The sequence below is a fragment of the Kineococcus esterisolvens genome, from assembly GCF_050871405.1.
In the GTDB taxonomy this organism is placed as follows: Bacteria; Actinomycetota; Actinomycetes; order Actinomycetales; family Kineococcaceae; genus Kineococcus.
Genome location: NZ_JBJLRI010000036.1, coordinates 1 through 25,937, shown reverse-complemented (window position 1 = coordinate 25,937; position 25,937 = coordinate 1). Strand labels below are relative to the sequence as shown.

Below are 25,937 nucleotides of genomic sequence, written 5' to 3'. Positions count from 1 at the left end.
GGTCAGCGCCCGCGGCGCTCGCGGGAGCGCAGGTCCACCACGCGCGGCGCCGCCGCGCGCACCCCGCCGCCGGCGGCGCGGCCCCGCTCGCCCTTGCCCGCCTTCGCCTCGTACATGGCGGCGTCGGCCTCCTGCAGCACCCGGTGCGCGTCCGCGCCGCGCGCCGCGATCGACAGGCCCACGCTGATGCCGACGGGGAACTCCCACCCCGCGACGCGGAACGGCTCGCCCATCGCCGCGACGATGCGCCCGGCGACGGCCTCCGCCGCGGAGGCGTCCGGCAGGTCCGGGCACACCACGGCGAACTCGTCGCCGCCGATGCGGGCCACCGTGTCGCCCGGGCGCACCGCGGCGCTCAGCCGCTCCGCCACCCCGATGAGGACGTGGTCGCCGGCGGCGTGCCCGCCGGTGTCGTTGACGGGCTTGAAGTCGTCCAGGTCGCAGTACAGCAGCGCCACCTGCCGGCCCGAGCGGCTCGCCGCGCCCAGGGCGTGGCGAAGCCGGTCCTCCAGCAGCGTCCGGTTCGGCAGGCCCGTGAGCGCGTCGTGCAGCGCGGCCTCGCGCAGCCGGCGCTGCACCAGCCGCCGCTGGGTGACGTCGACGACCTGCACCACGGCGGCGACCTCCCCGGGTCGGCCGTCCTCGCGCGAGGTGGGCCACGCCGACGCCGCCAGCTCCAGCCACACGTCGCCGTCGCCGTGCTGCACCTCGGCGTGCCAGTGGGCGTTCTCCCCGGCGTGCACCCGGCCCACCATCTCGTGAACGGCCTCCACGAACGCCTCGCGGTGCTCCCCGTGCACCTGCTCGGACCAGTCCGAGCCGACGGGCACGTCGGTGCCCAGCATCGTCGCGAGGCGGTCGTTGACGCGCGCGACGACCGCGGTGCCGTCGGCGCGCAGCCGCAGCAGCGCCACCCCCAGCAGGGCGTCGTCGAACGTGCGGCGGAACAGCTCCTCGCGCCGGCCGGCCTCCACCACCGCGCGCTCGCGGGCCCGCACCACCAGCGACATGACCATCGTCACCGCGCCGCAGGTGAACAGCAGCGCCTGCAGCACCGCGGTGCGGTGGGCCGTCGCGAACTCCGCGTACGGGCCCAGGCCGGCGGCGGTGCCGGTGGTCACCAGCACCGCCACCACCAGCAGGCAGGACAGGGCCCGGCCCAGCCCGAGGCGCGCCGCACCCCACAGCACCGGCACGACCACCAGGAACGACCACGGCCCGGAGTCCAGGCGCCAGAACAGCGCCAGGGCCACCGCCGCCGACACCAGCAGCGCCGCGGCCCACTCGGTGCGCGCGGCGCGGGTGCGCCGGTCCACCGCGCGCGGTGCACCCGCCGGCAGCAGCAGCGGGGCCACCAGCAGCACGCCCAGCAGTTGCGCCGACGCGTGCTGCAGCACACCGCCGGGCACCGTCGTGGACTGCGCGAGCACGCACGCGGCGGCCACCCCCGCCGTCGCGCCGGCCGCCAGCCGCCACGCGTCGCGCGTGGTGCGCATCCGCACCGGCCGGCCGCCGGTCAGCAGGCTCGTCACCGAGGCGCCCACGGCGCACTGCACCGCCTGCGCGGAGGCGAGCAGGGCCGTGTCCGTGGGGTCCACGCCGATCGCGCGCGCGCCCAGCGCGCTGCCGACGAGCGTCCCGGCGACGCACCACCACCGCCGGGCCGGCCGCCGCACCGCCAGCGCCAGCGCCGCGCCCGCCGCCGGCCACCACACCGCGGTGGTCGCCGGGCCGGACGTGCCCGTCGTGCCGACCACGGGGGCCAGCGCGACCAGGGCGCCCACGAGGACCGCCGTCGTCACGGCGAGGCGCAGGCCCGCCGAGCGGGGGGTGACGGTGCGCCGGGCTCCCCTCCTGCCCCCGGCGCTGCCCGCCCCACCCCCGCGGACGAGCACCTGCTCGTCGTCGTGACGCTGCGTCGTCGTGCTCATGGGCCCTCATCGGCAGGCCGCGGCCGGGACTTGAGCCCCCGTCCGGGGGAGTCCCCGGGGCCGCACCGGGCACACCCGCGCATCGGCGATCCTGGTGCCGTGAGCACGACGGCCCCGCCCGGCACCCCGCACTCCTCCCACTGGGGGGCGTTCACCGCCACCACCGGCGCCGACGGCCGCGTCTGCGTGCGACCCCACCCCGACGACCCGGACCCCTCGCCGCTGCTGGGCAACGTGCCCGTGGCCGCCACGCCCACCGCCCGCGTGCTGCGACCGCACGTGCGCCGCGGCTGGTGGGAGGACGGCTCCGGCCCGGACGACCGCCGCGGCGAGGACGAGTTCATCGCCGTCGGCTGGGACGAGGTCCTGGACCGCCTCGCCGCCGAGTACTCCCGCGTGCTGGGCGAGCACGGCCCCACCGCCGTGTTCGCCGGTTCCTACGGCTGGGCCAGCGCCGGGCGCTTCCACCACGCGCAGAGCCAGGTCCACCGCTTCTCGCACTGCCTCGGCGGCGCCGTGCGCTCCTCCTGGACGTACAGCCACGGGGTCGGCGAGGTCCTCATGCCGCACGTGGTGGGCAACCAGGAACCCCTCCTCTCGCCCACCGCGCTGTCCAGCGTCGAAGCGCACACCGACCTCGTCCTCGCCCTCGGCGGGTTGCCCGCGAAGAACTCCGAGGTCGCCAGCGGCGGCATCAGCCGCCACGAGATCGCCGGGCGGCTGCGCGGCGCGAAGGCCCGCGGCGCCCGGTTCGTGCTCGTCTCCCCGCTGCGCGACGACCTCGCCGCCGAGCTGGACGCCGAGTGGATCGCCCCCGTGCCCGGCACCGACGCGGCGCTGCTGCTGGCGATGTGCCGGGTGCTGGTCACCGAGGGCCTGCACGACGAGGAGTTCCTGGCCCGGTGCTGCTCCGGCACCGAGGAGTTCCTGGCCTCCCTCGACGGCGCCGGGGACGGGGTGGTGAAGACCCCGGAGTGGGCCGAGCGGATCACGCAGGTGCCCGCCGCGACGATCCGCGAACTGGCCCGCCGTGCCGCCGCCGGGCGCACCATGGTCACCGTCAGCTGGTCCGTGGCCCGCACCCGCTTCGGTGAGCAGCCCCTGTGGGCCGCGGTCGCGCTCGCCTGCCTGCTGGGGCAGGTCGGCCTGCCCGGCGGGGGTTTCGGCCACGGCTACGCCTCCACCGGCGGCGTCGGTCGCCGCTCCGGCCACTACCCGCTGCCCACGCTGCCGCAGTTCGCCGACCCGCTGCGCCTGCGCATCCCCGTCGCCCGCATCGCCGACGCCCTGCTGCACCCCGGTGAGCCGTACGAGGTCGACGGCCGGCACGAGGTCTACCCGCACCTGCGCCTGGTGCACTGGGCCGGCGGCAACCCCTTCCACCACCACCAGGACCTGCAGCGGCTGCGCCGCGCGTTCCGGGCCGCCGAGACCGTCGTCGTCCAGGAGCCGTTCTGGACCACCACCGCCCGGCACGCCGACGTGGTGCTCGCCACCACCACCACGCTGGAGCGCGAGGACGTCGGCGCCGCCCGCTACGACGACCGCCTGATCCACATGGGTCGCGTGCACGAGCCCCTCGGCGAGGCCCGCGACGACTACGCGGTCCTCGCGGCGCTCGCTCAGCGCCTGGGGGCGGGGGAGCGGTTCACCGAGGGCCGCGACGCGCAGCAGTGGGTGGAGCACCTGTTCGAGGAGTGGCGCACCGGGCCGGCCGCCCGCGCGGGCCTCACCCCGCCGCCGTACCGGGAGTTCCGCGAGGCGGGGGAGTTCCTGCTGCCCGACGAGCCGGAGGAGAAGGTGATGTTCGCCTCCTTCCGCGCCGACCCGCAGCGGTTCCCGCTGCGCACCCCCAGCGGCCGCATCGAGCTGCACTCGCCCGCCGTGGAGTCCTTCGGCTACGACGACTGCCCCGGCCACCCCGTGCACCTGCCCACCGACGAGGCGCCCGACGACGAGTTCCCGCTGTGGCTGATCGCGAACAACCCCGCCACCCGCCTGCACAGCCAGCTCGACCACGGCGCGCACTCGCAGGCCGGCAAGGTCGCCGGCCGCGAGCCGGTGCGCCTGCACCCGGACGACGCCGCCGCGCGCGGGCTGACGGACGGGCAGGTCGTCGTGGTGCGCAGCCGGCGCGGCAGCTGCCTGGGCGGGCTCGTCGTCTCCGACGCGGTGCGCCCCGGGGTGGTGCAGATGTCCACCGGCGCCTGGTGGGACCCCGCCGCCGGCGCCGAGGCCGGCGTCACCTGCGGCTACGGCAACGTCAACGTCCTCACCCGCGACGTCGGTTCCTCGCGCCTGGCGCAGGCCTGCACCGGGCAGCACGCGGCGGTGCAGGTCAGCGCCCACACCGGGCCCGTGCCGCGGGTGACGGTGTTCGACCAGCCGGTGGCGAGCGGGCCCGCCTGAGCGGCACCGGCGCGCCACCCGGGACACCGCCGCCGGGATTCGCCCGGACGGGTGAGTTCTTGAGGCATCATGGCAGCCCATGCCGGTGCGCTCGCCGCACCGCCGAGGCGCGGAGGTGCCACAGGTGACCGAGGGCTGGTCGGACGACAGGCTGACGTCCGCCTCCGACGCCCCCTCCGTGGTCCGGCACCGCGCCGGGCCGGCGGACGACCCGGACCGCTACGAGCTGCTCGGGGAGGCCGAGGGCGTCGACGAGGCCTGGCACGTGCTGGACCACCGCGCGGCGGCGGGCGAGGCGCTGTTCACCCTCGCCGCGCTGCGCCCGGTGCGGACCGGGGACGCACGGGACGGGGACGCGCAGGCGCCGGACCCGGCCACCGTGGAGCAGCTGTGGCGCGAGCGCGCCGCCGGGCTGAGCCGGGTGCGGCACGAGTGCCTGGCCGCCGTCGTCAGCACCTTCACCGGCGCCGCCCCCCACGCCCCCGGCCGCGCCGGCACCGCCGACCCGGCGTGGAACTACGCCGTCCTGGAGCAGGCCCCCGGCCGGTCCGTCGCCGACTGGCTGCACGACGACCCCGGCGCCGGGCTCGACGAGCGCTTCGCCGTGCTGGCCACCACCGCCGGCGTCCTGGAGGAGCTGCACCGCGGCACCGACCACACCCCGCCGCTCGTGCACGGCGCCATCACCCCCCGCACCGTCCGCCTCGGCGGCTTCTTCCCCGGCGACGGCGTGCGCCTGGCCGGCGCCAGCCTGGGCGGGGTGCGCGCCGGCGCGGCCCAGCGCACCCCGACGCCCTACACCGCACCGGAGGTGCGCGCCGGGGCGCTGCCGTCCACGGCGAGCGACGCGTTCAGCTTCGCGGCCACCGCCGTGTTCGTCCTGACCGGGCAGAGCCCCGCGGCCGGCCCCGACGGGGTCCTCGACCCGGCGCTCGTGCGACGCCAGCTCGCCGCGGCCCCGCACACCGCCGCGCACCCGCGCATCGCCGATCTGCTGCTGCCGGCCCTGTCCGCCGACCCCCGCGAGCGGCCCGACCACCTGCCCGGCTGGATCGGCGCCGTCCGCGCGGTCGCCTCGACGCCCGTGGTGGCCGCCGGTGCCGGTGGCCTGGACGGCTGGGAGGCGCCGGTGCCCGGGGCGCGGCCCGCCGCCGCGCCGCGCCGCGCACGCACCCTGCCCCGGCGTCCCGTCGCGGTCGTCGTCGGTGCGCTGGTGCTGGCCACCGCGGGCACGGCCATCGCCGTCACCGCCGTGCAGCAGGGCAGGCTGGAGGAGGTCCCCAACCCGGTGGCGATCGTGCAGCCGCCCCCCACCACCGCGCTGCCCACCTCCGCGCCGGTCGTGCCCCCGCCGTCCGCGCCGGGCTCGGTGCAGGACGACCCGGACCCGGCGGACGTGCCCGCCACCAGCGGCCGCGCCCCCGTCCGCACCGGGGCCGGTGGCGCCACCGCGCCCGCCGCGCCCACCGCGAACCCGTCGGTGCCCGCGGCGCCTTCCGCCGCGGCACCCTCGACCGCTGCGCCCGGCGCCTCACGCTCGCCCACCCCGCCGAGGACCTCGCCGCCGACCCTGCCGCCGCCGACGGCCGGTGGGCCGCTCGTCCCCCCGGCCGCGGAGGAACCGGCCGCCCCGCCGGCCACCACGGCACCGCCCGCGGAGCCGCCGGCCACCACGGCACCGCCCGCGGAGCCGCCGGCCACCACGGCACCGCCCGCGGAGCCGCCGCCGCAGGACCCGACGGAGACCGAGAGCCCCACGGAGACGGAACCCCCGGCGCAGACACCACCGCCGGACCCGCCCACCACCACGACGGCCGACCCGGTCGAGCCGGCCGACCCGGTCGTGCCGGCCGACCCGGTCGTGCCGACCGTCACGCCCGGCGGTTTCGTCCCCGAGGTGGACCCGCCCCGCCTGCCCTGAGGCCGTCGCGGCGGGTCAGCGGGCCGGGGCGCTCCCCGCGACCGCCCGCCGGCCCGCCAGCAGCACCGCGACGGCCGCGTACCCCGCGCCGAGCGCGACGGCCACGGCGCCCAGCCGCCCGTCCGCCGGCACCAGCAGCACCGCCGCACCGCACGCCAGGCAGTAGCTGACGTTGAAGACCAGGTCGTACGCGGTGAACACCCGCCCGCGGTAGGCGTCGTCCACGCTGCGCTGCACCACGGTGTCCACGCCGATCTTCGCGCCCTGCCCGCCCAGGCCCAGCGCCGCCGCGGCCACCGCCAGCACCGCGGGGGAGGTGCTCAGCCCCACCGCGACCTGGCCGGCACCGGCCACCAGCAGGCACAGCGCGATCCAGCCGTTCACCCGACCGCGCGCACCCCACGGCGCCAGCACGGCCGCCAGGCCCGCGCCCGCGGCCACCGCGCTCAGCAGCACGCCCAGCGCGGCCAGCCCGGCCGCGGCGTCCCCGCCGGCCAGCGTGGTGCGGCACAGCACCACCACCGCCACCGTCGTCAGCCCGAACGCCCACCGGTGCCAGGCCACCACCCCCAGCGCCGCCGCGGCCGCCCGGCGCTCGCGCAGGTGCGCCACGCCGGCGAGCACGTCGCGGGCGCTGGCGCGCAGCACCGCGGTGGCCGTGCCGCGCGGGCCGGCCGCGACGGCACCCGGGTCCGGGCCCAGCAGCCCGCGCGGGAAGCGCAGCGCCAGCGCACCGGCGAGCAGGTACCCGCCCGCCGCGGCCAGCAGGGCCACGACGTCCGCGTCGCCGCCCGTGCCGGCCGCCGCCGTCGCCGCGACCGTGACCGCCGCCCCCACCCCGGCCGCGACGGTGCCCGCGCTCGGGGTGACCGCGTTGGCGATCACCAGCCGGCCGGGGACCACCACGCGCGGCAGTGCCGCCGACAGCCCCGCCAGCAGCGCCCGGTTCACCGACAGCACCGCCAGCGCCAGGGCGCCCACCACCGCGTCGCCCGCCCCCACCGCCAGGGCGCCGGCCCCGCACACCGCCAGCACCGCGCGCAGCAGGTTGCCCAGCCCCAGCACCGAGCGGCGCGGGCGGCGGTCCAGCAGCACGCCCGCCCACGGCCCCACCACGGTGAACGGCAGCAGGAGCACCGCCGCGGCGAACGCCACCTGGGCGGGCGTGGCCTGCCGTTCGGGCGAGAAGAAGAACAGCGACGCCAGCCCGGCCTGGAAGGCGCCGTCGGCGGCCTGGCCCGCCAGCCGCACACCCAGGAGGTGCCGGTAGCGCGGGGTCCTGACCAGCAGCGCGAGCTCCTCGAGCACTCCCGGCCGCGGCACGCGACCACGCTACGGGGGAGGCGCGCCGGTGCCGCGGTGGAGGTCTCGTGCACACCGGGCGCGGGGAGCCCGCCTGGCGGGTGGCGCACCCGGCGGCACGCATACTGGGACGGCCGGTGGGCGGGGGCCCGAGCACGCGCGGGGCCCCGCTGAAGATCCGGCCGGCGCCTGCCGATGCACCACCAGCGCACCCGCGCCGGGGGGGGGGGGGGGGGGGGGGGGGGGGGGGGGGGGGGGGGGGGGGGGGGGGGGGGGGGGGGGGGGGGGGGGGCGGGGGGCGCCGCGGCCCCCGGCGCCGGGCGGCGCCCGGCGGGGGGGGGGGGGGGGGGGGGGGGGGGGGGGGGGGGGCGGGGGGGGGGGGGGGGGCGGGGGGGGGGGGGGGGCGCGCGGGCCCGCCGCCCCCCCCCCCCCCCCCCCCCCCCCCCCCACCTCGGCGTCGGCCAGGGCCGCTGCGGCGGCGCGGGCGTCCTGCGGGCTCTGCGCGGCCAGCGCCGCGCGGGCCATGGCGCGGCAGGTGGCAGCGCTGGTGCGCGCCAGCGCGAAGCGGACGGCGGGCACGGCGGCCGGGGCCATCGACAGGCTCGTCACGCCCAGGCCCACCAGGACCAGGGCCAGCAGCGGGTCCCGGGCGGCCTCCCCGCACACGCCGACCGGCCTGCCGGCAGACGCGCCCGCCTCACCGGTCAGCCCGACCAGCTGCAGCACGGCCGGCTGCCACGGGTCGAGCAGCTCGGCCAGCTCGCCGGCGAGGCGGTCCGCGGCCATCGCGTACTGGGTGAGGTCGTTGGTGCCGATGCTGACGAAGTCCAGCCCGGCGGCCAGCAGCGCCGGGGCTCGCAGCGCGGCGGCAGGCACCTCGACCATGGCGCCGACGGTGCGCAGCCCGGCCGCGCGGGCCTGCGCGGCGAAGTCCGCGGCTTCGGCGGGCGTGGCGACCATGGGGGCCATCACCCACGGGTCGGTACCGGTGCGCTCCGCGGCGGCGGCCAGTGCCCGCAGCTGGGTGGTGAGCAGCTGGGGGTGGCGTCGGGCGGTGCGCAGTCCCCGCACCCCCAGCGCCGGGTTCTCCTCGGGCTCGACCTCGACGAAGGCCAGCGGCTTGTCCGCGCCGGCGTCCAGGGTGCGCACCACGACCTTGCGGCCGGCGAACGCGGCGAGCACGCGGGCGTAGGCGTCGGCCTGCTCGGCCTCGGTGGGCTCCGTGGTGCGCTCCAGGAAGAGGACCTCGGTGCGGAACAGGCCGACACCCTCGACGGCGGCGGCGCCGGCACCGACGGCAGCCCGCTCGGCGTCCTCGACGGCGCCGACGTTGGCGAGCAGCTGCACGGCCAGGCCGTCGGCGGTGCGGCCGGGGCCGCCCGGGGCCTGCGCCAGCGCGGCGCGCGCGGCGCGGCGGGCCTCGACGGCCTCGACGAGCTCGGCGGGAGGGGCCGGGGTGACGGTGCCCTCCCGCGCGTCCAGGGCGACCCGCTCACCGGCCGGCAGCGCCAGGGCGCCGGCCACGCGCACCACGCACGGCACGTCGAGCTGCGCGGCGATGATCGCGGTGTGGCTGGTGGGGCCGCCCAGCTCGGTGACGATGCCGACGACCTTCGCCAGGTCCAGGGTGGCGGTGTCGGCCGGCGCGAGGTCGGCGGCCACGACGACGGAGGGGCCGTGCAGGTCGGGCACACCCGGCTGGGGCAGGCCGAGGACGTGGGCGACGACGCGGTCGCGCACGTCCCGCAGGTCGGTGACCCGCTCGGCCAGGTACGGCCCCGAGGCGGCGAGGACCTCGCAGAAGCCCTCCACGGCGGCGTCGACCGCGCCGGCCGGACCGGTGCCGGCGGCGATGCGCCGCTCGACGTCACCGAGCAGGCCCGGGTCCTCGGCCATCAGGGCGGTGGCCTGGAGCACGTCGGCGGTGGTGCCACCGGCCGCCGCGGCGCGCTCGCGCAGCGTGGCAGCGACGACGGCGAACGCCTCGTGCACGGTGGCGACGGCGGCGGCCGGGTCGGCCGCGGCCGGCTCGTCGGCCGGCGGGCGGGCGGCCGGCGCGACGAGCACGACGGTGCCGACGGCGGCGGAGGTGCCGACGCCCACGCCGGTCAGCACGGCGGGCGTCGCGGGTTCGGTGAGCGTCACGGCGGGTCCTCGGTCCTGTCGTCGGGTGGAACTGGTGGGGCGGGTCGTCCGGGGCCGGGCTTCAGGCCGCGTCGTGGTCGGTCTCGACGAGGCGGGCCAGCTGCTCCAGGGCCTGCTCGGCACCCTCGCCGTCGGCGGCCAGGGTCACGCTCTCGCCGTGCTGGGCGCCCAGGCCCATGACCATGAGGATGCTGCGCGCGTCGACGGCGGCACCCTCGCCCTTGGCGATGGTGACGGGCAGGCCGGTGGCCACGACGGCCTGGACGAACAGGGACGCGGGGCGGGCGTGCAGGCCGACGCGGGAACCGACGACGGCGGTGCGGCTGGGCACGGGGTTCTCCTCCGGGGACGGGGTGGTGCTCGGCGCTCGTGCGCCGGGACAGGGGGACGCCCGGCGGCCCCCTCGGGGGCCGCCGGGCGGAGGGGTCAGGCCGAGACGGGCTGGCCGCTGGTGCTTCCGGCCACCGCCGAGCCGGCGGGGGTCTCGGTGCCCTTGCGGTGGGCGCCCTTGAAGGCGACGACGGCCAGGGCGGTGACGACGGTGCCCACGACGATGGCCAGCAGGTACAGCAGGGGCTGGCTGACCAGGCCGAGGACCACGATGCCGCCGTGCGGGGCGCGCAGCGCGTTGCCGAAGGCCATCACCAGACCGCCGGTGACCCCCGAGCCGATCATGCAGGCGGGGATGATGCGCAGCGGGGCGGCCGCGGCGAACGGGATGGCCCCCTCGCTGATGAAGAAGGCGCCCAGCAGGACCGCCGCCTTGCCGTTCTGCTGCTCGGCCTCGGTGAACAGGCGCTTGCGCAGGAACGTCGCCAGCGCGATGCCCAGCGGCGGGGTCATGCCGGCGGCCATGACCGCGGCCATGACCTTCAGCTCGACGGGGCTGCCGGAGGAGGCCGCGGCGGTGGCCAGGCCGGTGGTGGCGAAGGTGTAGGCCACCTTGTTCACCGGGCCGCCCAGGTCGACGGCCATCATCACGCCGAGGATGACGCCGAGCAGGACGATCCCGGAACCGGAGAGCGAGTTCAGGCCGCTGGTGAGCGAGTCCATCAACCACTTCAGCGGCCGGCCCAGCACCACGAGCATGACGAACCCGGTGACGATCGTGGCCACCAGCGGGATGACGACGACGGGCATGATGCCGCGCACCGCGTTCGGCACCTTCAGCCGCGCCAGGCCCAGGGCGACGAAACCCCCGAGGAAACCGGCGGCCAGTCCGCCGAGGAAACCGGCGCCCACGGTGACCGCGAGCGCCCCGCCGACGAAACCGGGCGCGATGCCGGGGCGGTCGGCGATGCCGAAGGCGATGAACCCGGCCAGGACGGGCACGAGGAACCCGAACGCGGCCTGCCCGACGACGAGCAGCAGACCGGCCCACTGCTCGCGGCTGGTGGCGTCGAAACCGTCGGCGAACAGGCCGGTGAAGTAGCCGTTGGCGCTCTCGTCCCCGCGGTCCAGGGCGATCTCGTAGCCGCCCAGCATGAACGCCAGGGCGATGAGGATGCCGCCGGCGGCCACGAACGGGATCATGTAGCTGACGCCCGTCATGAGCCACTGCCGCACGCGGGTGCCGACGCCGGCACCGGTGGTGACCTTCGTCGCCGACGCGGCGGGTGCGCCCGGGACGTCGTGGCCGGGCTGGACGGCAGGGCCGGCGCCGGAGCGCGCACCGGCGGCCTCGACGGCGGCGACGGCCGCGGCCACGACACCGGGGGCGTCTGCGACGGCCTTCTTCACGCCGACGTCGACGAACGGCTTGCCGGCGAAGCGCTCCTTGTCGCGCACCTCGAGGTCCGCGGCGAAGATGACGCCGTCGGCGGCGGCGACGACCGCGGGGTCGAACGGGGCGGACCCCGCGGCGCCCTGCGTCTCGACGGTGACCTCGTGCCCGGCGGCCTTCCCGGCCTGCTCCAGGGCCTCGGCGGCCATGTACGTGTGGGCGATGCCGGTGGGGCAGGACGTGATCGCGACGAACTTCATCGTCCGTACACCTCTTCCATGACGGTGCGGGCGACCGACGCGGCGTCGGGCGCGTCCAGCAGGGACTGGCGGAAGGAGACGTGCACCAGCCGGCGGGCCAGCGCGGCGAGGATGGTCATGTGGTCGGCCTCGCCCGTGGTGGGGGCCGCGATGAGGAACACCAGGTTGGCGGGTCCGTCGGGGGCGCCGAAGTCCACGCGCTCGCCGCTGAGGACCCGGCCCACGGCGAGGCTGGGCACGGTGACCGCCTCGGAGCGGGCGTGCGGCAGGCCGATGCCGCCGGGGATGCCGGTGGCCATCTGCTCCTCGCGGGCGGCGACGTCGGCGAGGAACTGCTCCAGGTCGGTGACGCGCCCGGCGGCCTGCAGTTTCTGGGCGAGCTGGCGCGTGGCGTCGACGCGGTCGCTCGCGCGCAGGTCGGCGATGACCAGGTCGCCGGTGATCAGGTCCGGGGTGTTCGCGGTGTCGCTCATCGCTGCAGGTCCTTCACGGGGGTGTCGGGGTCGGGGTTCTCGACGACGCGGACGCCTTCGGCGCCCGTCCGCGTCTGTTCGGGGCCGGGGACGGTGCTGCCGGGCAGGAGGACGGCCGCGCGGCCCCAGGCGACCGCCTGGGCCAGCCGCCTCGGGGCAGGGCCCTCGGCGGCCAGGTAGCCGGCCAGGGTGCAGTCCCCCGCGCCGACCGTGCTGCGCGGCACCAGGGGCGAGCCGCCCGCCCACCAGGTGCCCTCGGCGGTGGCCAGCAGCGCGCCGGCCTCGCCGAGGCTGACGAGGACGTCGCCGCAGCCGCGCGCACGCAGCTCGGCCGCGGCGGTGCGCACGTCGCCGACGGTCGTCAGCTCGCGGGCCACCAGCTCGGCCAGCTCCTCCAGGTTGGGCTTGACCACGTCGGGGCCGGCCTCGACCGCCGCGGCCAGCGCCGCGCCCGAGGTGTCCACGGCCGTGGCCGTGCCGGACTCGCGGGCGAGGTGGACCAGGCGGGCGTGCAGGTCGGCCGGAGCGCCCGGCGGCAGGCTGCCGCTGGAGGCCAGCCAGCGCGGGCCGACGGTGAGCCGGGCGCGCACGGTCCGCAGCAGCGACTCCAGCTCCTCGCCGGACAGCAGCGGCCCGGGCTCGTTGAGCTTGGTGGTGGTGCCGTCGGCCTCGACGACGGTCGTGTTGGTGCGGATCGTGCCGCCGATGGCGACGGGCACGACCTCCACGCCCTGCGGAGCGAGCATCGCGACGAGCCGGTCACCGTCGACGCCTCCGCAGGGCAGCAGGGCAGCGGCGCGGGCGCCGTGCAGGGCCAGGGCGCGGGCGACGTTGACACCCTTGCCGCCGGCCTCCACCGAGGCGCCGGTGGCGCGGTGGACCTCGCCGCGCGTCAGGACGGCCAGCTCGACGGTGCGGTCGATGCTGGGGTTGGGCGTGACGGTCAGGACCGCCGGGTGCGCGGCGCTCACGCCCGCACGACCCGCGGTCCGGCGGCCTCGACGTCGGCGACGACGTCGGGGTCCGCCCCGGAGTCCGTGATCACGGTGTCGACCCCTTCCAGGTCAGCGACGTGGGCGAAGTCGTCCCGGCCGAGCTTGGAGTGGTCGGCCAGGACGACGGTGCGGCGGGCGGCGCGCATCAGCGCGCGCTTGACGCCGGCCTCGGCGAGGTCGGGCGTGGTGAGCCCGCGCTCGACGCTGAGGCCGTTGGTGCCCAGGAAGCAGACGTCGGCGAAGACCTCCGCCAGGGCCCGCTCCGCCCAGGCCCCGACCGCGGCCAGGGTGCGCCCGCGCACCTGGCCGCCGACCAGGTGCAGCGTGACGTTGCTGCGGGTGGCCAGGGCCTGGGCGATCTGCAGCCCGTGGGTGACGACGACGAGGTCGCGGTCGGCGGGCAGCAGCTCCGCGAAGCGCGCGGTGGTGGTTCCGGCGTCGACGAGCACCGTGCCGCCCTCGGGCAGCTCGGCCAGCGCCGTCTTGGCGATGCGCTCCTTCTCGGCGCTGAACACCTCCTGCCGCTCCCCCACGGCCAGCTCGGCGCCCAGTCGCTCGACGGGGATGGCGCCGCCGTGCACGCGCCGCACCAGGCCGTGGCGCTCCAGCGCCGTCAGGTCGCGGCGGATGGTCTCGGGGGTGACGTCCAGGGCCTCGGCGAGCGCGGTGACCTCGACCCGGCCCGCCGCGCGGGCTCGTTCGAGGATCGCCTGGTGGCGCTCCGGTGCGTACATCGCCGACTCCATCGTCCGTGCCGACCCGCGGAGCGGGCACTTCCGGACCCGAAGGGGTCCGTTGACGGAGATGATGGGCCGACACCGGGCGCAGTGTCAAGCAAACGGGCATGATCGGACAGCCAACCGGACCGGAAGCCACATGCCGTGACGGGAACCGCACCGGCAGCGCACGACGCCCCCGCCGCCGGGCGGCAGCGGGGGCGTCGTGCGGGCAGGGCGGTTCAGGCGTCGATGCGCTCGCGGTCCAGCCGCTCGGCCCCGGCGATGATGAAGTCCTTGCGAGGGGCGACGTCGTTGCCCATGAGCAGCTCGAAGACCCGCTCGGCCGCCGCGCCGTCCGCGATGGTGACCCGCCGCAGCGTGCGGTGCTGAGGTTCCATCGTGGTCTCGGCCAGCTGGTCCTCGTCCATCTCGCCCAGGCCCTTGTAGCGCTGCGGGTCCTTGTAGGTGCGCCCGCGGCGGTTGAGGTCCGCGGTGACCCGGCGCAGCTCTGCGTCGGAGTAGGTGTACAGCACCTCCTTCTTCGCCCGGCCCGTGCCGTTGACCTCCAGGCGGTGCAGCGGCGGCACCGCGGCGAAGACCCGGCCGGCCTCCACCAGCGGGCGCATGTAGCGGAAGAACAGGGTCAGCAGCAGGGTGCGGATGTGCGCGCCGTCCACGTCGGCGTCCGTCATCAGCACGATCTTGCCGTAGCGCACGGCGGACAGGTCGAAGCTGCGGCCCGACCCGGCGCCCACCACCTGGATGATCGAGGCGCACTCGGCGTTCCTCAGCATGTCCGCGACGGACGCCTTCTGGACGTTGAGGATCTTGCCGCGCAGCGGCAGGAGCGCCTGGTACTCGGAGTTGCGCGCCCCCATCGCCGTGCCGAGCGCCGAGTCGCCCTCGACGAGGAACAGCTCGGTGCGGGTGGTGTCGTCCGAGCGGCAGTCCTTCAGCTTGGCCGGCAGGGAGGAGGACTCCAGGGCGTTCTTGCGCCGCTGCGTCTCCTTGTGCAGGCGCGCGGAGATGCGGCTCTTCATCTCCGAGACGACCTTCTCCAGCACGAGGGCGGCCTGCTGCTTGTCCTCGCGCCGGGGCGAGGCGAGGACCTCGCCCAGCTCCTTCTCCACGACCCGGCGCACGATCTGGCGCACCGCGGCGGTGCCGAGCACCTCCTTGGTCTGCCCCTCGAACTGCGGCTCGGCCAGGCGCACGGTGACGACCGCCGTCAGGCCGGCGAGGATGTCGTCCTTCTCGAGCTTCTCGTCCTTGCCCACCTTCAGCCGCCGGGCCTGGGCGTCCACCTGCTTCTTCACCGCCGCGAACAGGCCCTGCTCGAACCCGGACAGGTGCGTGCCGCCCTTGGGCGTGGCGATGATGTTGACGAAGGAGCGCACGGTCGGCTCGTAACCGGTGCCCCAGCGCAGCGCGACGTCGACCACGCACTGGCGCTGCACGTCCTGCGGCGTCATGTGGCCGCTGTCGTCCAGGACCGGGACCGTCTCGGTGAAGACGTCCTCGCCCTGCAGGCGCCACACGGAGGTCACCGCGGCGTCCGGCGTCAGGTAGTCGGCGTACTCGCTGATGCCGCCGTCGTGCTGGAAGACCTCTTCGGTGGGCTCGGCGCTGCGCTCGTCGCGCACGACGATGCGCAGGCCCGGCACCAGGAAGGAGGTCTGGCGGGCGCGGGCGGCGAGGTCGTCGTAGGAGAACGCCGCCTCCTTGAGGAAGATCTGCCGATCGGCCCAGTACCGCACCCGGGTGCCGGTGACGCCGCGCTTGGTCCGCCCGACGACCTCGAGCCCCTTGGTGGGGGTGAACGCCGCGTCCGGGCCCTCACCTGCGTAGCGGCCCGGCACGCCGCGGCGGAAGCTCGTCGCGTACGTCTTGCCGCCGCGGTCGACCTCCACGTCCAGGCGGGCCGAGAGGGCGTTGACGACGCTGGCGCCCACGCCGTGCAGGCCGCCGGAGGCGGAGTAGGACCCGCCGCCGAACTTCCCGCCGGCGTGCAGGTGGGTGAAGACGACCTCCACGCCCGACAGCCCGGTGCGCGGCTCGACGTCCACCGGGATGCCGCGACCGTCGTCGCGGACCTCCACCGAGCCGTCGGAGTGCAGCGTCACGTCGATGCGGCTGCAGTGCCCGCCGAGGGCCTCGTCGACGGAGTTGTCGATGATCTCCCACACGCAGTGCATGAGCCCGCGCGAGTCGGTGGAGCCGATGTACATGCCGGGGCGCTTGCGGACGGCCTCCAGACCCTCGAGGACCAGCAGGTGCGCGGCGGTGTAGCCCTCCGGGGAACCACCGCCCCCGGGCGCGCTGGAACGGGGCGTCGAGCTGGGTGGAGTCACCCCGGCAGGGTAGACGCAGCCCCCGACGCAGCCCGGTCCAGCGCGCGCCGCGGCGCGACCACCGGCTCGAGGCACCCCCGGGCGCCCTCCGGGGCCTCCGCCCAGAGCGAACGCACTGCTCCACGGGCGTGGGAACGCGCGCGGGGGGCGGGAGGTTGGGACAGAGTGGGCGCGGGAGCACCCGCTGCCGCCGCCCGCAGGACCGGAAGGAGTCGTGGAGTGACCACCACAACAGACCTTGCCAGCGACCCGATGACGGCCGCCGACCGCTGTGACCGCTGCGGCGCGCAGGCCTACGTGCGGGCCCTGCTGGCCTCCGGGGGCGAGCTGCTCTTCTGCGCCCACCACGGACGCGAGCACCGCGACGCCCTCCGCGAGGTCGCGCGGGACATCCAGGACGAGTCCCGCCGGCTCACCGCGACGCCCCCCACCGCCGCGGTGGAGGAGCGCTGATCAGCGAGCAGCAGCACCGACGAGCCCGGCGCCACCCCCGTGGGTGACGCCGGGCTCGTCGTCGTGGCCCTCGCGGTCGCGGTGGGCCTCGTCGGCGTGGTCGTGCCCGTGCTGCCGGGCACCGTCCTCATCGGCCTCGCCGTGCTCGTGTGGGCCGTCGTGGAGGGCGGGGTCGCGTGGGCGTTCTTCGCCGGAGCCGCCCTGCTGCTCGTGGCCGGGCAGGTCGCCATGTACCTGGTACCCGGTCGCCGGCTGACCCGCGCCGGCATCCCCCGCACCACCCTGCTGCTCGGCGGCGCCCTGGGCGTCGTCGGCTTCTTCGTCGTCCCCGTCCTGGGACTGCCGCTCGGCTTCGTGCTCGGCGTGTTCCTCTCCGAGCTCGCACGGGCCTCCCGTGCCCGGCTGGGTGCCGGCAGGGCCTGGGCCTCCACCGTCGAGGCGCTCAAGGGCGTCGGGCTCAGCGTCGCCCTGGAGGGCCTGGCCGGCACTCTCGCGGCCGCCACGTGGGTCGTGGGTGCCCTCGTGCTGCGCGGCTGAAGGCACACCCGCTCCACCGCCCGCAGCGCGGACGTCACCCCGCCGGGCGTGCTCGGGCGGCGCGGAGCGACCCCTGAAGCACCACGGCCCCCGGCCGCCAGGAGGGCGGGCCGGGGGCCGTGGTGCTCCTGGCGGGCCCGCGGGCGGCCGGAGGAGGGGCTCAGTCCAGGTAGTCGCGCAGGACCTGCGAGCGCGACGGGTGGCGCAGCTTCGACATCGTCTTGGACTCGATCTGCCGGATCCGCTCGCGCGTGACCCCGTAGACCTTGCCGATCTCGTCGAGCGTCTTGGGCTGGCCGTCGGTCAGGCCGAAGCGCATGGACACCACGCCCGCCTCGCGCTCGGACAGAGTGTCCAGCACCGAGTGCAGCTGCTCCTGCAGCAGGGTGAAGCTCACCGCGTCCGCCGGCACGACCGCCTCGGAGTCCTCGATGAGGTCACCGAACTCGCTGTCGCCGTCCTCACCCAGGGGGGTGTGCAGCGAGATGGGCTCGCGGCCGTACTTCTGGACCTCGACGACCTTCTCCGGGGTCATGTCGAGCTCCTTGGCGAGCTCCTCCGGAGTGGGCTCGCGGCCCAGGTCCTGCAGCATCTGCCGCTGCACGCGGGCCAGCTTGTTGATGACCTCGACCATGTGCACCGGGATGCGGATGGTGCGGGCCTGGTCCGCCATGGCACGGGTGATCGCCTGGCGGATCCACCAGGTGGCGTACGTGGAGAACTTGTAGCCCTTGGTGTAGTCGAACTTCTCGACCGCACGGATCAGACCGAGGTTGCCCTCCTGGATCAGGTCCAGGAAGAGCATGCCGCGGCCGGTGTAGCGCTTGGCCAGCGAGACCACCAGGCGCAGGTTCGCCTCGAGCAGGTGGTTCTTGGCGCGGCGGCCGTCCTCGGCGATCCACCACAGCTCGCGCTTGAGGATGGGGTCCATGCTCTCGCCGGAGTGCAGCTTCTCCTCGGCGAACAGGCCGGCCTCGATGCGCTTGGCGAGCTCGACCTCCTGCTCCGCGTTGAGGAGGGCGACCTTGCCGATCTGCTTGAGGTAGTCCTTGACCGGGTCGGCGGTGGCGCCGGCCGTGGCGACCTGCTGCGCCGGGGCGTCGTCGTCGTCGTCGGTCAGGACGAAGCCGCCGGCGGTCTTCTTGGTGTCGGTGCTCTCCTCGGCGACGTCCTCGGTGGCCTCGGGCACGGCCTCGTCGGCGACGACCAGGTCCTCGACCTTGACGTCTTCCAGCTCCTCACCGGCAGGCTCGTCACCGGGGGCGGCCTTGGTGCCGGGAGCGGCGGTCTTGGCGGCCGACTTCGCGGTGGGCTTCACCGCGGTCTTGGCGGCGGTCTTCGCCGCGCTCCGGGTGGTCGTGCCCGCCGCACCCGCCTCGCCGTCGACCGGGGCTGCGGCACGCTTGGCCGCCGGGCGGGCCGACTTGGCCGCGGACTTGGTGGCCGTGGCGGTGGAGGTGGAGCGACGGGTGGACGAAGCAGCCACGGCGCGCTTGGGGGCGGCCTCGGGGACGCGCACGGTGATGCCGGCGTCGTCGAGGGCGCGCAGGACCGCCTTCATGCGCTGCACGGGCAGCTGGGCGTCCTCGCACGCGGTGCGCACGGCGTGGGCGTCGACGAACCCGTGGGTGGTGCCGTGCTGCAGGAGCTCCTGGAAGGGAGCGGACGCGAACTCGGGCGGGAGCGGCCGGGATGTCGATACCGACGACACGGACTGCCTTTCGTCGTGGGCGGAACGGGACTGCGCGGGCAGCAGCCGACAAGGTCAACACCGGCGGGCACCGTTGCATGCCCACTGAGGACGACAAACGCCGATTGTGGCACGTCGACAGCCCTGTCCGCGTACCGCGCCACCCCGGCGCGCCCTGCGCAGCCCCACCCGGGGCCCCTTCGTGGCGCGCCCGCAGCCGGTCCGGAGCGCGTCCCGGGGACGTCGCGACGGTTCCGCGGCGCCGTGGGCGCGGCGCCGGCGGACCGCCGGTCAGTCCTCGGGCTTGACCGCCAGCACCGGGCAGGGGGCGTCCAGCAGGATGCGCTGAGCGCTCGCCCCGAGGATGAGCTTGCCCACCGGCGTGCGCCGGCGCAGGCCGATGACGATCAGGCCGGCGCCCGAGTCCTCCGCCGCCTCGATGAGGTCGTCGGCGGGGTCCTCGCTGTCGGCCACCTCGCGCACCTCGTGCCCCAGCCCGGCCTCGTCCAGCCGCGCGCGCACGGCCTCGTGCACGGCGCGCAGCTGCTCGGCCTCCTCGGGGTCGACCTCCCTGCCCGGCCGGCGGCTGTGCACGACGACCAGCGGCAGCCCCAACCGGGCGGCCGCTGCTCCGGCCTGCTCCAGCGCAGCGCGCCCCTCCGGGTTGGCCACGTACCCGACGACGATCCCCATCCGCACACCCTCCTGGACCCTGCTGCGACGTGCGGCCCCGTCAGCGCGTGGACCGCGACCTGCCTGACGGCCCCGTCCCGACTCGCGCGGTCCGGGTGCAGCCGCGGCGACCGTACTAGACCCGCTGCGGGACGACACGCGCCGTCCCCGCCCGGCTCACCGGGGACCGGCTCACCGAGCACCGGTTCACCGGGCACCGCGCTCACGCGGCGGCAGCCCGGCGCGCAGCGCCGAGGCGACCAGTCCGGCCAGCCGGTGGCCCGGGTCGGCCTCCAGGGCCGCTTCGGTGCACGCGCCGGCGCGCACCCCGTCGCCGACGGACCAGTACGCCCAGCCGGCCAGCGCCCACGCCCCCGCTCCGAGCGGACCGGGGGCGTGGCGGGCCAGGTCCACGGCGAGCGCCGCGGTGGCCACCGAGCGGGAGCGGTCCGGCTCGGCGGCCAGCGCCCGGTGCACGAGGGCGGCGGCGGCCGCGTCGACGGTGCCGGGGGGTGTGCGCAGCAGGGCCGCGACGGCCGGGACGCGCAGCTGGCCGGGTGCGCCGGTCAGCAGCGCGGCGTCGCGCACGGGAACGTCCTCCAGCGCAGCCAGCAGGTGGCCGGCCGCACCGGGGTCGGGCAGCCGGGGCGCACCGGGCGGCAGGTAGCGCCGCACCTGGTGCGAGAACTCGGCCAGCGCCCGCGCGCGGCGCCCTTCGGTCCACGGCCCGCGGGCGGCGGTGGCCCGCCGAGCCGCACGGGCGGCCTCGCGGCGTTCGCGGGGCAGCGGGCTGCGGTCGGGCAGCACCGCGTCGCGGTCGGCGAGGGCGGACAGACCCCGGCCGACGGCCTCGGCGGCCACCCGGTCGGCGGCGGGACCGTGCAGGGCCAGTCCGGCGGGCGGGCAGCAGTGCTCGCCGGGGCAGGTCAGGCAGCGCCAGCGCCCACCGGCGACCAGGACCGCCTCACCGGGCTCGAGCCCGGCGGTCCGCAACCCGCTCAGGGCGGCGGCCACCGCGGCGGCGCCGGCGGGCCCGGCGCGCAGCTGCGCCCCGGGCGCGGTGCCCGTCTCGTCGTAGCAGGCGAGCACGACGGGGTGGCCCCGACCGCCCACCCCCGCACGGGTGCGCACCAGGCAGGCGACGGCCTCGGCCGCGGCGCCCGCGGCGAGCCGTTCCAGCTCGGCGGGGTCCCCGGGGGCCGGCGCCCCCGGCGCGGCGGGGCCCGGCAGGTCGACCCGGACCACCGCCCCGAGGCGCGCGCGGTCCCCGGCGGGTGTCGGCGGGCCCGTCTCCAGCTCCAGGAGCACCAGGCTGTGGTGCGGGTGGAAGCCGAGCCGGTACGGCAGCGCCGCGAGCAGCTCCGCGGGACCGGACAGGACGAGCGGGGGCTGGTGCGCGGTGTCGGTGGTCACGGGTGCCACCGTGCCGGGCGGTCGCACGGCGGCCGTGGGCCCGTCCACAGCGGGGCGAGCGGGCGGCGCCGGCGGCGGCTGTGGCGCCCGCGGCGGGCTAGCCGGGCCGGCGGGTGGTGGGCTCCCCCACCGCGCGGGCGGGGTGACGCCGGGCGCGCCAGGCGGCGTAGTCCTCGGTGGCCGTCAGCAGCGAGCCGGCCACCCAGGCGGCGACCACGGCGTCGTCCAGCAGACCGGCCAGCGGCAGCACGGCCTCGGGGACGAGGTCGACCGGGGACAGGAGGTAGACGAGCCCGGCCGCTGCACCGGCCAGCCGGGTGCGACCGGCACCCCGGTAACGGCCCTCGGTGCTGTCGGCGACCATCGCCGGCAGGGAGCGGATGCGCTCGGCCAGACCGGGGGTGCCCGGCGGGGTGCCCGCACGGGCGGTGCGCCACAGGACGGCGAGCGCCGAGCGGCGGCGGCCCGCCGGGGTCAGCGGCCGGCTGCTCACGGTTCGGCGCGGCCGTCCAGGGCCGCGGGGCCACCGCCGTCCACCGCGCCGGGGGACACCGGCGGGAGGGCGTGCTCGGCGTGCTTGGCGATGCGGCGCAGCATGAGCGCGTCGGCACCGGCGCCGACGGCTCCGCCGAGGACCGGCACCACGCGGCTGCCGGCCCGCAGGAGCCCGCCGGTGCCGACGCGGGCGATCAGGCGGAAGCCGACACCCTTGTTGACGAGCATCAGGACCGCCGGCGGCCAGCGGCGCGTGGCCAGCGAGGCCAGGCGGCCGCCGATGTTCAGGCTGGGCAGACCGGCCGACTTCAGCACGTCGGTGGCGTCGGCGCCCACCAGGGTCAGCAGCACGGCGCTGCGCACCTCGGGGCGTGAGGTGTCGTAGCCGCGCAGCTCGGCCACGGCGGCGACCGCCCGGGTGGCCAGCACGTAGAAGCCCGCGACGTTGGCGGGCAGGGCCACGGGCAGCGTGACCAGGCCACCCACACCGGTGGCGAAGCCGCTGGCGGCCACCAGCCGGGTGTGCCGGCGCACGACGGCGTGCACCGCGGACTCGGTGCTGGGGTGCTGGGAACGCGCCTCGCGCGCCACCTCGGCGGCTCCCGCGAAGGGACCCGCGCCGTCGATCCCGACCGAGAGCAGGCGCTGCACCAGGGCGGCGGCGCCCGAGTCGTCGACGCCCCGCGCGTCCTGCCGGGCGGTGTCCTGACCTGTGTCGCGGCGTGCCACTGGTCTCGTCCCCTCCTCCGGCCGGCCGGACGTGACCGGACCGCAGGAGACGCTAACCGCAGCGGGTGCGCGGCGCTCGCCGGGCCGGGCCCGTCGTGCGCTGCCGTCGGTGACCGGGCCGCCTCAGCGGGCGGGGTCCTGCTCGCTGAGGTAGGCGGCGACCTCGGCCACGCCGTCCTCGACGTAGCGCCGCCGCGCCCACGGGCGCGGCGCGCGGCCGGCCGCGGCGGTCGGCGGGCGGTCCGCCACGGGCATCCGGGAGGGGTCCACGGGACGGCGGCGTGCGCGGCGGTCCAGGACGAGGGGCACCAGGAAGAGCACGAGCAGGGCGGTCTGCACGAACGTGAACATGGGGACTACCTCGGCAGGGGGTTCCGCGGACTTCAGCGCACGCGTGGACTTCGGCGCCCGAGGCGGCGCCGTGCGGACCGCCGGCGGCGGGGGGCGCCCGGGGCTGGTTGGATCGGCGGGTGCCCCGCTCCCCCCGCCCCCGTCCGGCGCGTCCCGCGCGGGCCGGTGCCCGGCGCCCCGAACCGGTGGAGGGCGAGGCGCTGATCAGCACGGGCACGGTGCGCCTGGAGCGCGACCGCGACGACCCCGACGGGTGGCTGGTGCTGGTCAACGGGGTGCCGAGCTCCTACGTGGACCTGGCCGACCCGGCGCACCTGGTCTTCGAGTACCAGCAGTGGACCGCGGCGGTGCTGGACGCCGTGCACCCGCCGGGGCCGCTGCGCGTCGTGCACCTGGGCGGGGCGGGGTGCGCCTTCCCGCGCTACGTGGCGGCCACGCGGCCCGGCTCGCGCCAGCTCGTGCTGGAGGTCGACGAGCAGCTGGTGGAGCTGGTGCGGCACAGCTTCGGCGCGAGCGGGTCGGCGGGCTTCCGGCTGAAGGTCGCCGACGCGCGCGAGGGCGTCGCGGTGCTGCCGGACGGCAGCCAGGACGCGCTGGTGCGCGACGCCTTCGTCCACGACCGGGTGCCCGACCACCTGGTCACCGTGGAGTTCCTGCGCGACGTGTCCCGCGCGCTGGCGCCGGGCGGGGTGTGGGTGGCGAACCTCGCCGACCGGCCGCCGATGCCGCGGGCGCGGGCGGAGGTGGCCACGGCCGCGGAGGTCTTCACGCACGTCGCCGTCCTCGCCGAGCCGGGCGTCTTCCGCGGGCGGCGGTACGGCAACGCGCTGCTGGTCGCCTCGCAGGACCCGCTGCCCGAGCAGGCGCTGGTACGGGCCCTGTCCGGGGGCGCGGCACCGGCGCGGCTCGTGGCGGGCACCGACGCGCGGCACTTCAGCGCGGGTGCGGCCGTTGTCACCGACGCCGCCACGGCCGGCGCCGGTCCGCCCGCTCCCCCGCCCGCTCCCCCGGAGGAACCCCGCGCATGAGCCTCGCACTGCAGTCCGCCTCGAGCGGGCAGACCGGCGGCCTGACGGGCTTCGTGCTGGACACCGTCGCCGCTCTGGGCGCGCCGGGCGTGGGGGCCCTGAGCTTCCTGGAGGTCGTCTTCCCGCCGATCCCCAGCGAGGTCGTGCTGCCGCTGGCCGGCTACCAGGTGCAGCAGGGCCGCGTCAGCCTGCTGTGGGTCGCCGTGCTGTCGGTGCTCGGCGCGTTCCTGGGCTCGCTGCTCCTGTACTGGGTGGGGCGGGCGATCGGGTTGCGGCGGGCGGCGGCGATCGCCGAGCGCATCCCGCTCATGGACGCCGACGACGTGCACCGCTCCTCGGAGTGGTTCCGCCGGCACGAGGGCGCCTCGGTGTTCACGGGCCGCTTCGTGCCGGGGGTGCGCAGCCTGATCTCCCTGCCGGCGGGCGCGGCGCGCATGCGGCTGTGGAAGTTCTCGCTGCTGACGGTGCTGGGCTCGGGGCTGTGGAACGGCCTGCTCATCGGCCTGGGCATGGCGCTGGGCACCCAGTACGAGCTGGTGGAGCAGTACGGGCAGTACCTGGACTACGTCTTCTACGCCGCGATCGCCGGGGTGCTGGCGTGGGCGGTGCTGCGGCGGGTGCGCCGGCGACGCGCGGAACGGGGCGCGCAGCAGCACGGGGACGGCGGCGCGGTGGACGCGCCCCGGCAGGGGGGCGGTCACCGGACGGGTCGCTGAACCGCTCCCCTGCCGCGCGGCGGCTTGCGCGGACCGGGGCCGGCGCGGTGGGATCTGCGGCACGACGCCGGCGGTGGGTCCCGTCCCGGCGCGGGGAGGCGTCCCGCCATGGCCGCAGACAGGACCGCAGGCACGACCGCGGGCACCACCGCGGGTGCGGCGGCGGAGGTCCCGCTGCGCGAGCGGATCCCGGGGACGCGCCGCCCGGCCCGCCTGACCTCCCAGCTGCTCGCGGCGCGCGCCGCCTACGTGCTGCGGGGCAACGACCTCGGCGCGATGACGTCGGCCGCCCCGCGGCTGTACCCGCACATGTGGAGCTGGGACGCCGCGTTCGTGGCGGTGGGCCTGGCTCGCCTGTCGGTGCCGCGCGCGGTCCTGGAGCTCGACACGCTGCTGGGCGCGCAGTGGGGCGACGGGATGATCCCGCACATCGTCTTCAACCCCGGCTCCTCCGGCTACTTCCCGGGGCCGGAGCGCTGGGGCTGCCACCTGGGTGTGCGGCACGCGCCGCCGTACCCGGCGACCTCGGGCATCTGCCAGCCGCCGGTGCACGCGATCGCGGTGCAGCGCATCGTCGAGGCGTCGAGGCGGCAGGGCCGCACCGAGCGGCAGGCGGCGGGCGAGTTCGTGGACCGGGCGTGGCGGCCGCTGGTGGCCTGGCACCGGTGGCTGGCGACGGTGCGGGACCCGCACGGGTGCGGGCGCGTGGTGCTGCACCACGGCTGGGAGTCGGGCATGGACAACTCGCCCCGGTGGGACGGGCCGTACTCGCGGGTGCTGGTGGGCGCTCACCTGCCGCCGTACGAGCGCCGCGACACGCAGGTGGTGACCGACGCGTCGGCGCGGCCCACCGACCGCGAGTACGACCGCTACCTGTGGCTGGTGGAGGAGATGCGCCGCCTCGGCTACGACGGCGCCGCCATGCACGAGCGCATGAGCTTCGCCGTGGAGGACGTGCTGGTCTCGGCGCTGTTGGCAGTGGCCAGCGACGTGCTGGCGGACCTGGGCGAGGAACGGGGGCAGCCCGCCGCGGACGTGGCGGACCTGCGTTCGTGGGCGGCCCGCTTCCGCCGCGGTGTGCTGGAGTCGGTGGACCCGGTCACCGGGCTGGCCCGGGACCGGGACGTGCGCACCGGTGGGTGGCTGGCGACGGAGACGGTGGCCGGGTTCGCGCCCCTGCTGTGCGGTGGGCTGCCCCGGCCGGCGGAGGCGGCGCTGCTGCGCCTGTTCGAGGGCGATCGCTGGTGCGGGCACCCGCGGCTGGTGGCCGCGGTGCCGCCGTCGACCTCCCCGGCGTCGGCGGGCTTCCGGCCGCGGGAGTACTGGCGCGGGCCCCAGTGGCCGGTGATCGCCTGGCTGTTCCACTGGGCGTTCGCCCGCCGGGGCTGGGCGGAGCGGGCGGCGGTGCTGCGCGAGGAGGGGCTGCGGCTGGTGGGCGCCGGGGACTTCGCGGAGTACTACGACCCGCTGAACGGCGAGCCGCTGGGCAGCATGCAGCAGTCGTGGGGGGGGGGGGGGGGGGGGGGGGGGGGGGGGGGGGGGGGGGGGGGGGGGGGGGGGGGGGGGGGGGGGGGGGGGGGGGGGGGGGGGGGGGGGGGGGGGGGGGGGGGGGGGGGGGGGGGGG

The 25,937-nt window shown here is 77.4% G+C and carries 22 protein-coding genes; 7 read left to right on the top strand and 15 right to left on the bottom strand.

From position 1 onward, the window contains the following. Window positions 1-2 precede the first annotated feature (2 nt). Window positions 3-1,931 (bottom strand): diguanylate cyclase domain-containing protein, encoded by a 1,929-nt coding sequence (locus tag ACRYR8_RS12550; RefSeq protein ID WP_432483545.1) that lies wholly within the window; start codon window positions 1,929-1,931, stop codon window positions 3-5. 99 nt (window positions 1,932-2,030) lie between these two features. On the opposite strand from ACRYR8_RS12550, the gene ACRYR8_RS12545 reads away from it, so the two are divergent. Next, window positions 2,031-4,340, top strand: coding sequence for a molybdopterin-dependent oxidoreductase (locus ACRYR8_RS12545; RefSeq protein ID WP_432483547.1), 2,310 nt, complete (start codon window positions 2,031-2,033; stop codon window positions 4,338-4,340). Between the two features lie 124 nt (window positions 4,341-4,464). Continuing rightward, complete coding sequence (locus ACRYR8_RS12540) at window positions 4,465-6,261, top strand: serine/threonine-protein kinase (protein ID WP_432483549.1); 1,797 nt, start codon at window positions 4,465-4,467, stop codon at window positions 6,259-6,261. A 15-nt stretch (window positions 6,262-6,276) separates the two neighbouring features. Here ACRYR8_RS12540 and ACRYR8_RS12535 read toward each other — a convergent pair whose 3' ends face one another. The 8 genes from ACRYR8_RS12535 to ACRYR8_RS12500 all read right to left on the bottom strand — a co-directional run bounded on the left by ACRYR8_RS12535 (window position 6,277) and on the right by ACRYR8_RS12500 (window position 16,229). Beyond that, window positions 6,277-7,584 carry an MFS transporter gene (locus ACRYR8_RS12535; protein ID WP_432483551.1) on the bottom strand — a complete coding sequence of 436 codons (1,308 nt, stop codon included), beginning with the start codon at window positions 7,582-7,584 and terminating at the stop codon, window positions 6,277-6,279. Between the two features lie 9 nt (window positions 7,585-7,593). Next, a complete protein-coding gene (ptsP, locus tag ACRYR8_RS12530; RefSeq protein WP_432484886.1) occupies window positions 7,594-9,708 on the bottom strand; it encodes a phosphoenolpyruvate--protein phosphotransferase in 2,115 nt (704 codons plus the stop codon). 61 nt (window positions 9,709-9,769) lie between these two features. Then, window positions 9,770-10,039: an HPr family phosphocarrier protein gene (locus tag ACRYR8_RS12525; protein ID WP_432484885.1), complete on the bottom strand. Its 270-nt coding sequence runs from the start codon at window positions 10,037-10,039 to the stop codon at window positions 9,770-9,772. Between the two features lie 95 nt (window positions 10,040-10,134). Next, window positions 10,135-11,691 carry a PTS fructose transporter subunit IIC gene (locus ACRYR8_RS12520; RefSeq protein WP_432484884.1) on the bottom strand — a complete coding sequence of 519 codons (1,557 nt, stop codon included), beginning with the start codon at window positions 11,689-11,691 and terminating at the stop codon, window positions 10,135-10,137. Continuing rightward, window positions 11,688-12,164, bottom strand: coding sequence for a PTS sugar transporter subunit IIA (locus tag ACRYR8_RS12515; protein WP_432484883.1), 477 nt, complete (start codon window positions 12,162-12,164; stop codon window positions 11,688-11,690). The genes ACRYR8_RS12520 and ACRYR8_RS12515 overlap by 4 nt, the downstream gene beginning before the upstream one ends. Continuing rightward, the gene (pfkB, locus tag ACRYR8_RS12510) at window positions 12,161-13,135 is read right to left on the bottom strand and encodes a 1-phosphofructokinase (protein ID WP_432484882.1); all 975 of its coding nucleotides are present in this window, start codon (window positions 13,133-13,135) and stop codon (window positions 12,161-12,163) included. The genes ACRYR8_RS12515 and pfkB overlap by 4 nt, the downstream gene beginning before the upstream one ends. Continuing rightward, window positions 13,132-13,893 carry a DeoR/GlpR family DNA-binding transcription regulator gene (locus tag ACRYR8_RS12505; protein WP_432484881.1) on the bottom strand — a complete coding sequence of 254 codons (762 nt, stop codon included), beginning with the start codon at window positions 13,891-13,893 and terminating at the stop codon, window positions 13,132-13,134. The genes pfkB and ACRYR8_RS12505 overlap by 4 nt, the downstream gene beginning before the upstream one ends. 224 nt (window positions 13,894-14,117) lie before the next feature. Next, window positions 14,118-16,229 (bottom strand): DNA gyrase/topoisomerase IV subunit B, encoded by a 2,112-nt coding sequence (locus ACRYR8_RS12500; RefSeq protein WP_432484880.1) that lies wholly within the window; start codon window positions 16,227-16,229, stop codon window positions 14,118-14,120. A 252-nt stretch (window positions 16,230-16,481) separates the two neighbouring features. On the opposite strand from ACRYR8_RS12500, the gene ACRYR8_RS12495 reads away from it, so the two are divergent. Both ACRYR8_RS12495 and ACRYR8_RS12490 read left to right on the top strand, forming a co-directional pair. Further along, window positions 16,482-16,682, top strand: a complete 201-nt coding sequence (locus ACRYR8_RS12495; protein ID WP_432484887.1) for a DUF7455 domain-containing protein — start codon at window positions 16,482-16,484, stop codon at window positions 16,680-16,682. 39 nt (window positions 16,683-16,721) lie between these two features. Beyond that, window positions 16,722-17,219 carry a DUF456 domain-containing protein gene (locus ACRYR8_RS12490; RefSeq protein WP_432484879.1) on the top strand — a complete coding sequence of 166 codons (498 nt, stop codon included), beginning with the start codon at window positions 16,722-16,724 and terminating at the stop codon, window positions 17,217-17,219. 160 nt (window positions 17,220-17,379) lie between these two features. On the opposite strand, the gene ACRYR8_RS12485 is transcribed toward ACRYR8_RS12490, so the two are convergent. From ACRYR8_RS12485 to ACRYR8_RS12460, 6 genes are all read right to left on the bottom strand, one after another. Beyond that, window positions 17,380-18,930, bottom strand: a complete 1,551-nt coding sequence (locus ACRYR8_RS12485; RefSeq protein ID WP_432484877.1) for an RNA polymerase sigma factor — start codon at window positions 18,928-18,930, stop codon at window positions 17,380-17,382. A gap of 270 nt (window positions 18,931-19,200) precedes the next feature. Next, window positions 19,201-19,602, bottom strand: coding sequence for a universal stress protein (locus ACRYR8_RS12480; protein WP_432484875.1), 402 nt, complete (start codon window positions 19,600-19,602; stop codon window positions 19,201-19,203). A gap of 186 nt (window positions 19,603-19,788) precedes the next feature. Next, complete coding sequence (locus tag ACRYR8_RS12475; protein ID WP_432484873.1) at window positions 19,789-20,994, bottom strand: DUF4192 domain-containing protein; 1,206 nt, start codon at window positions 20,992-20,994, stop codon at window positions 19,789-19,791. A gap of 97 nt (window positions 20,995-21,091) precedes the next feature. Next, window positions 21,092-21,487, bottom strand: coding sequence for a YkvA family protein (locus ACRYR8_RS12470; protein WP_432484871.1), 396 nt, complete (start codon window positions 21,485-21,487; stop codon window positions 21,092-21,094). Next, the gene (locus ACRYR8_RS12465) at window positions 21,484-22,218 is read right to left on the bottom strand and encodes an EcsC family protein (protein WP_432484869.1); all 735 of its coding nucleotides are present in this window, start codon (window positions 22,216-22,218) and stop codon (window positions 21,484-21,486) included. Before ACRYR8_RS12465 ends, ACRYR8_RS12470 begins: the two co-directional genes overlap by 4 nt. A 123-nt stretch (window positions 22,219-22,341) precedes the next feature. Beyond that, the gene (locus ACRYR8_RS12460; RefSeq protein WP_432484867.1) at window positions 22,342-22,569 is read right to left on the bottom strand and encodes a hypothetical protein; all 228 of its coding nucleotides are present in this window, start codon (window positions 22,567-22,569) and stop codon (window positions 22,342-22,344) included. A 119-nt stretch (window positions 22,570-22,688) separates the two neighbouring features. Between ACRYR8_RS12460 and ACRYR8_RS12455 the strand changes: the two genes are divergently transcribed. The 3 genes from ACRYR8_RS12455 to ggh form a co-directional block, all read left to right on the top strand. Continuing rightward, window positions 22,689-23,597, top strand: coding sequence for a spermidine synthase (locus ACRYR8_RS12455; protein WP_432484865.1), 909 nt, complete (start codon window positions 22,689-22,691; stop codon window positions 23,595-23,597). Next, entirely contained in the window at window positions 23,594-24,313 is a 720-nt protein-coding gene (locus ACRYR8_RS12450; RefSeq protein ID WP_432484863.1) for a DedA family protein, read from the top strand. Before ACRYR8_RS12455 ends, ACRYR8_RS12450 begins: the two co-directional genes overlap by 4 nt. Window positions 24,314-24,421: 108 nt before the next feature. Next, window positions 24,422-25,937 (top strand): glucosylglycerate hydrolase (gene ggh / locus ACRYR8_RS12445; RefSeq protein ID WP_432484861.1); only part of this gene is annotated, 1,516 nt, incomplete at its 3' end.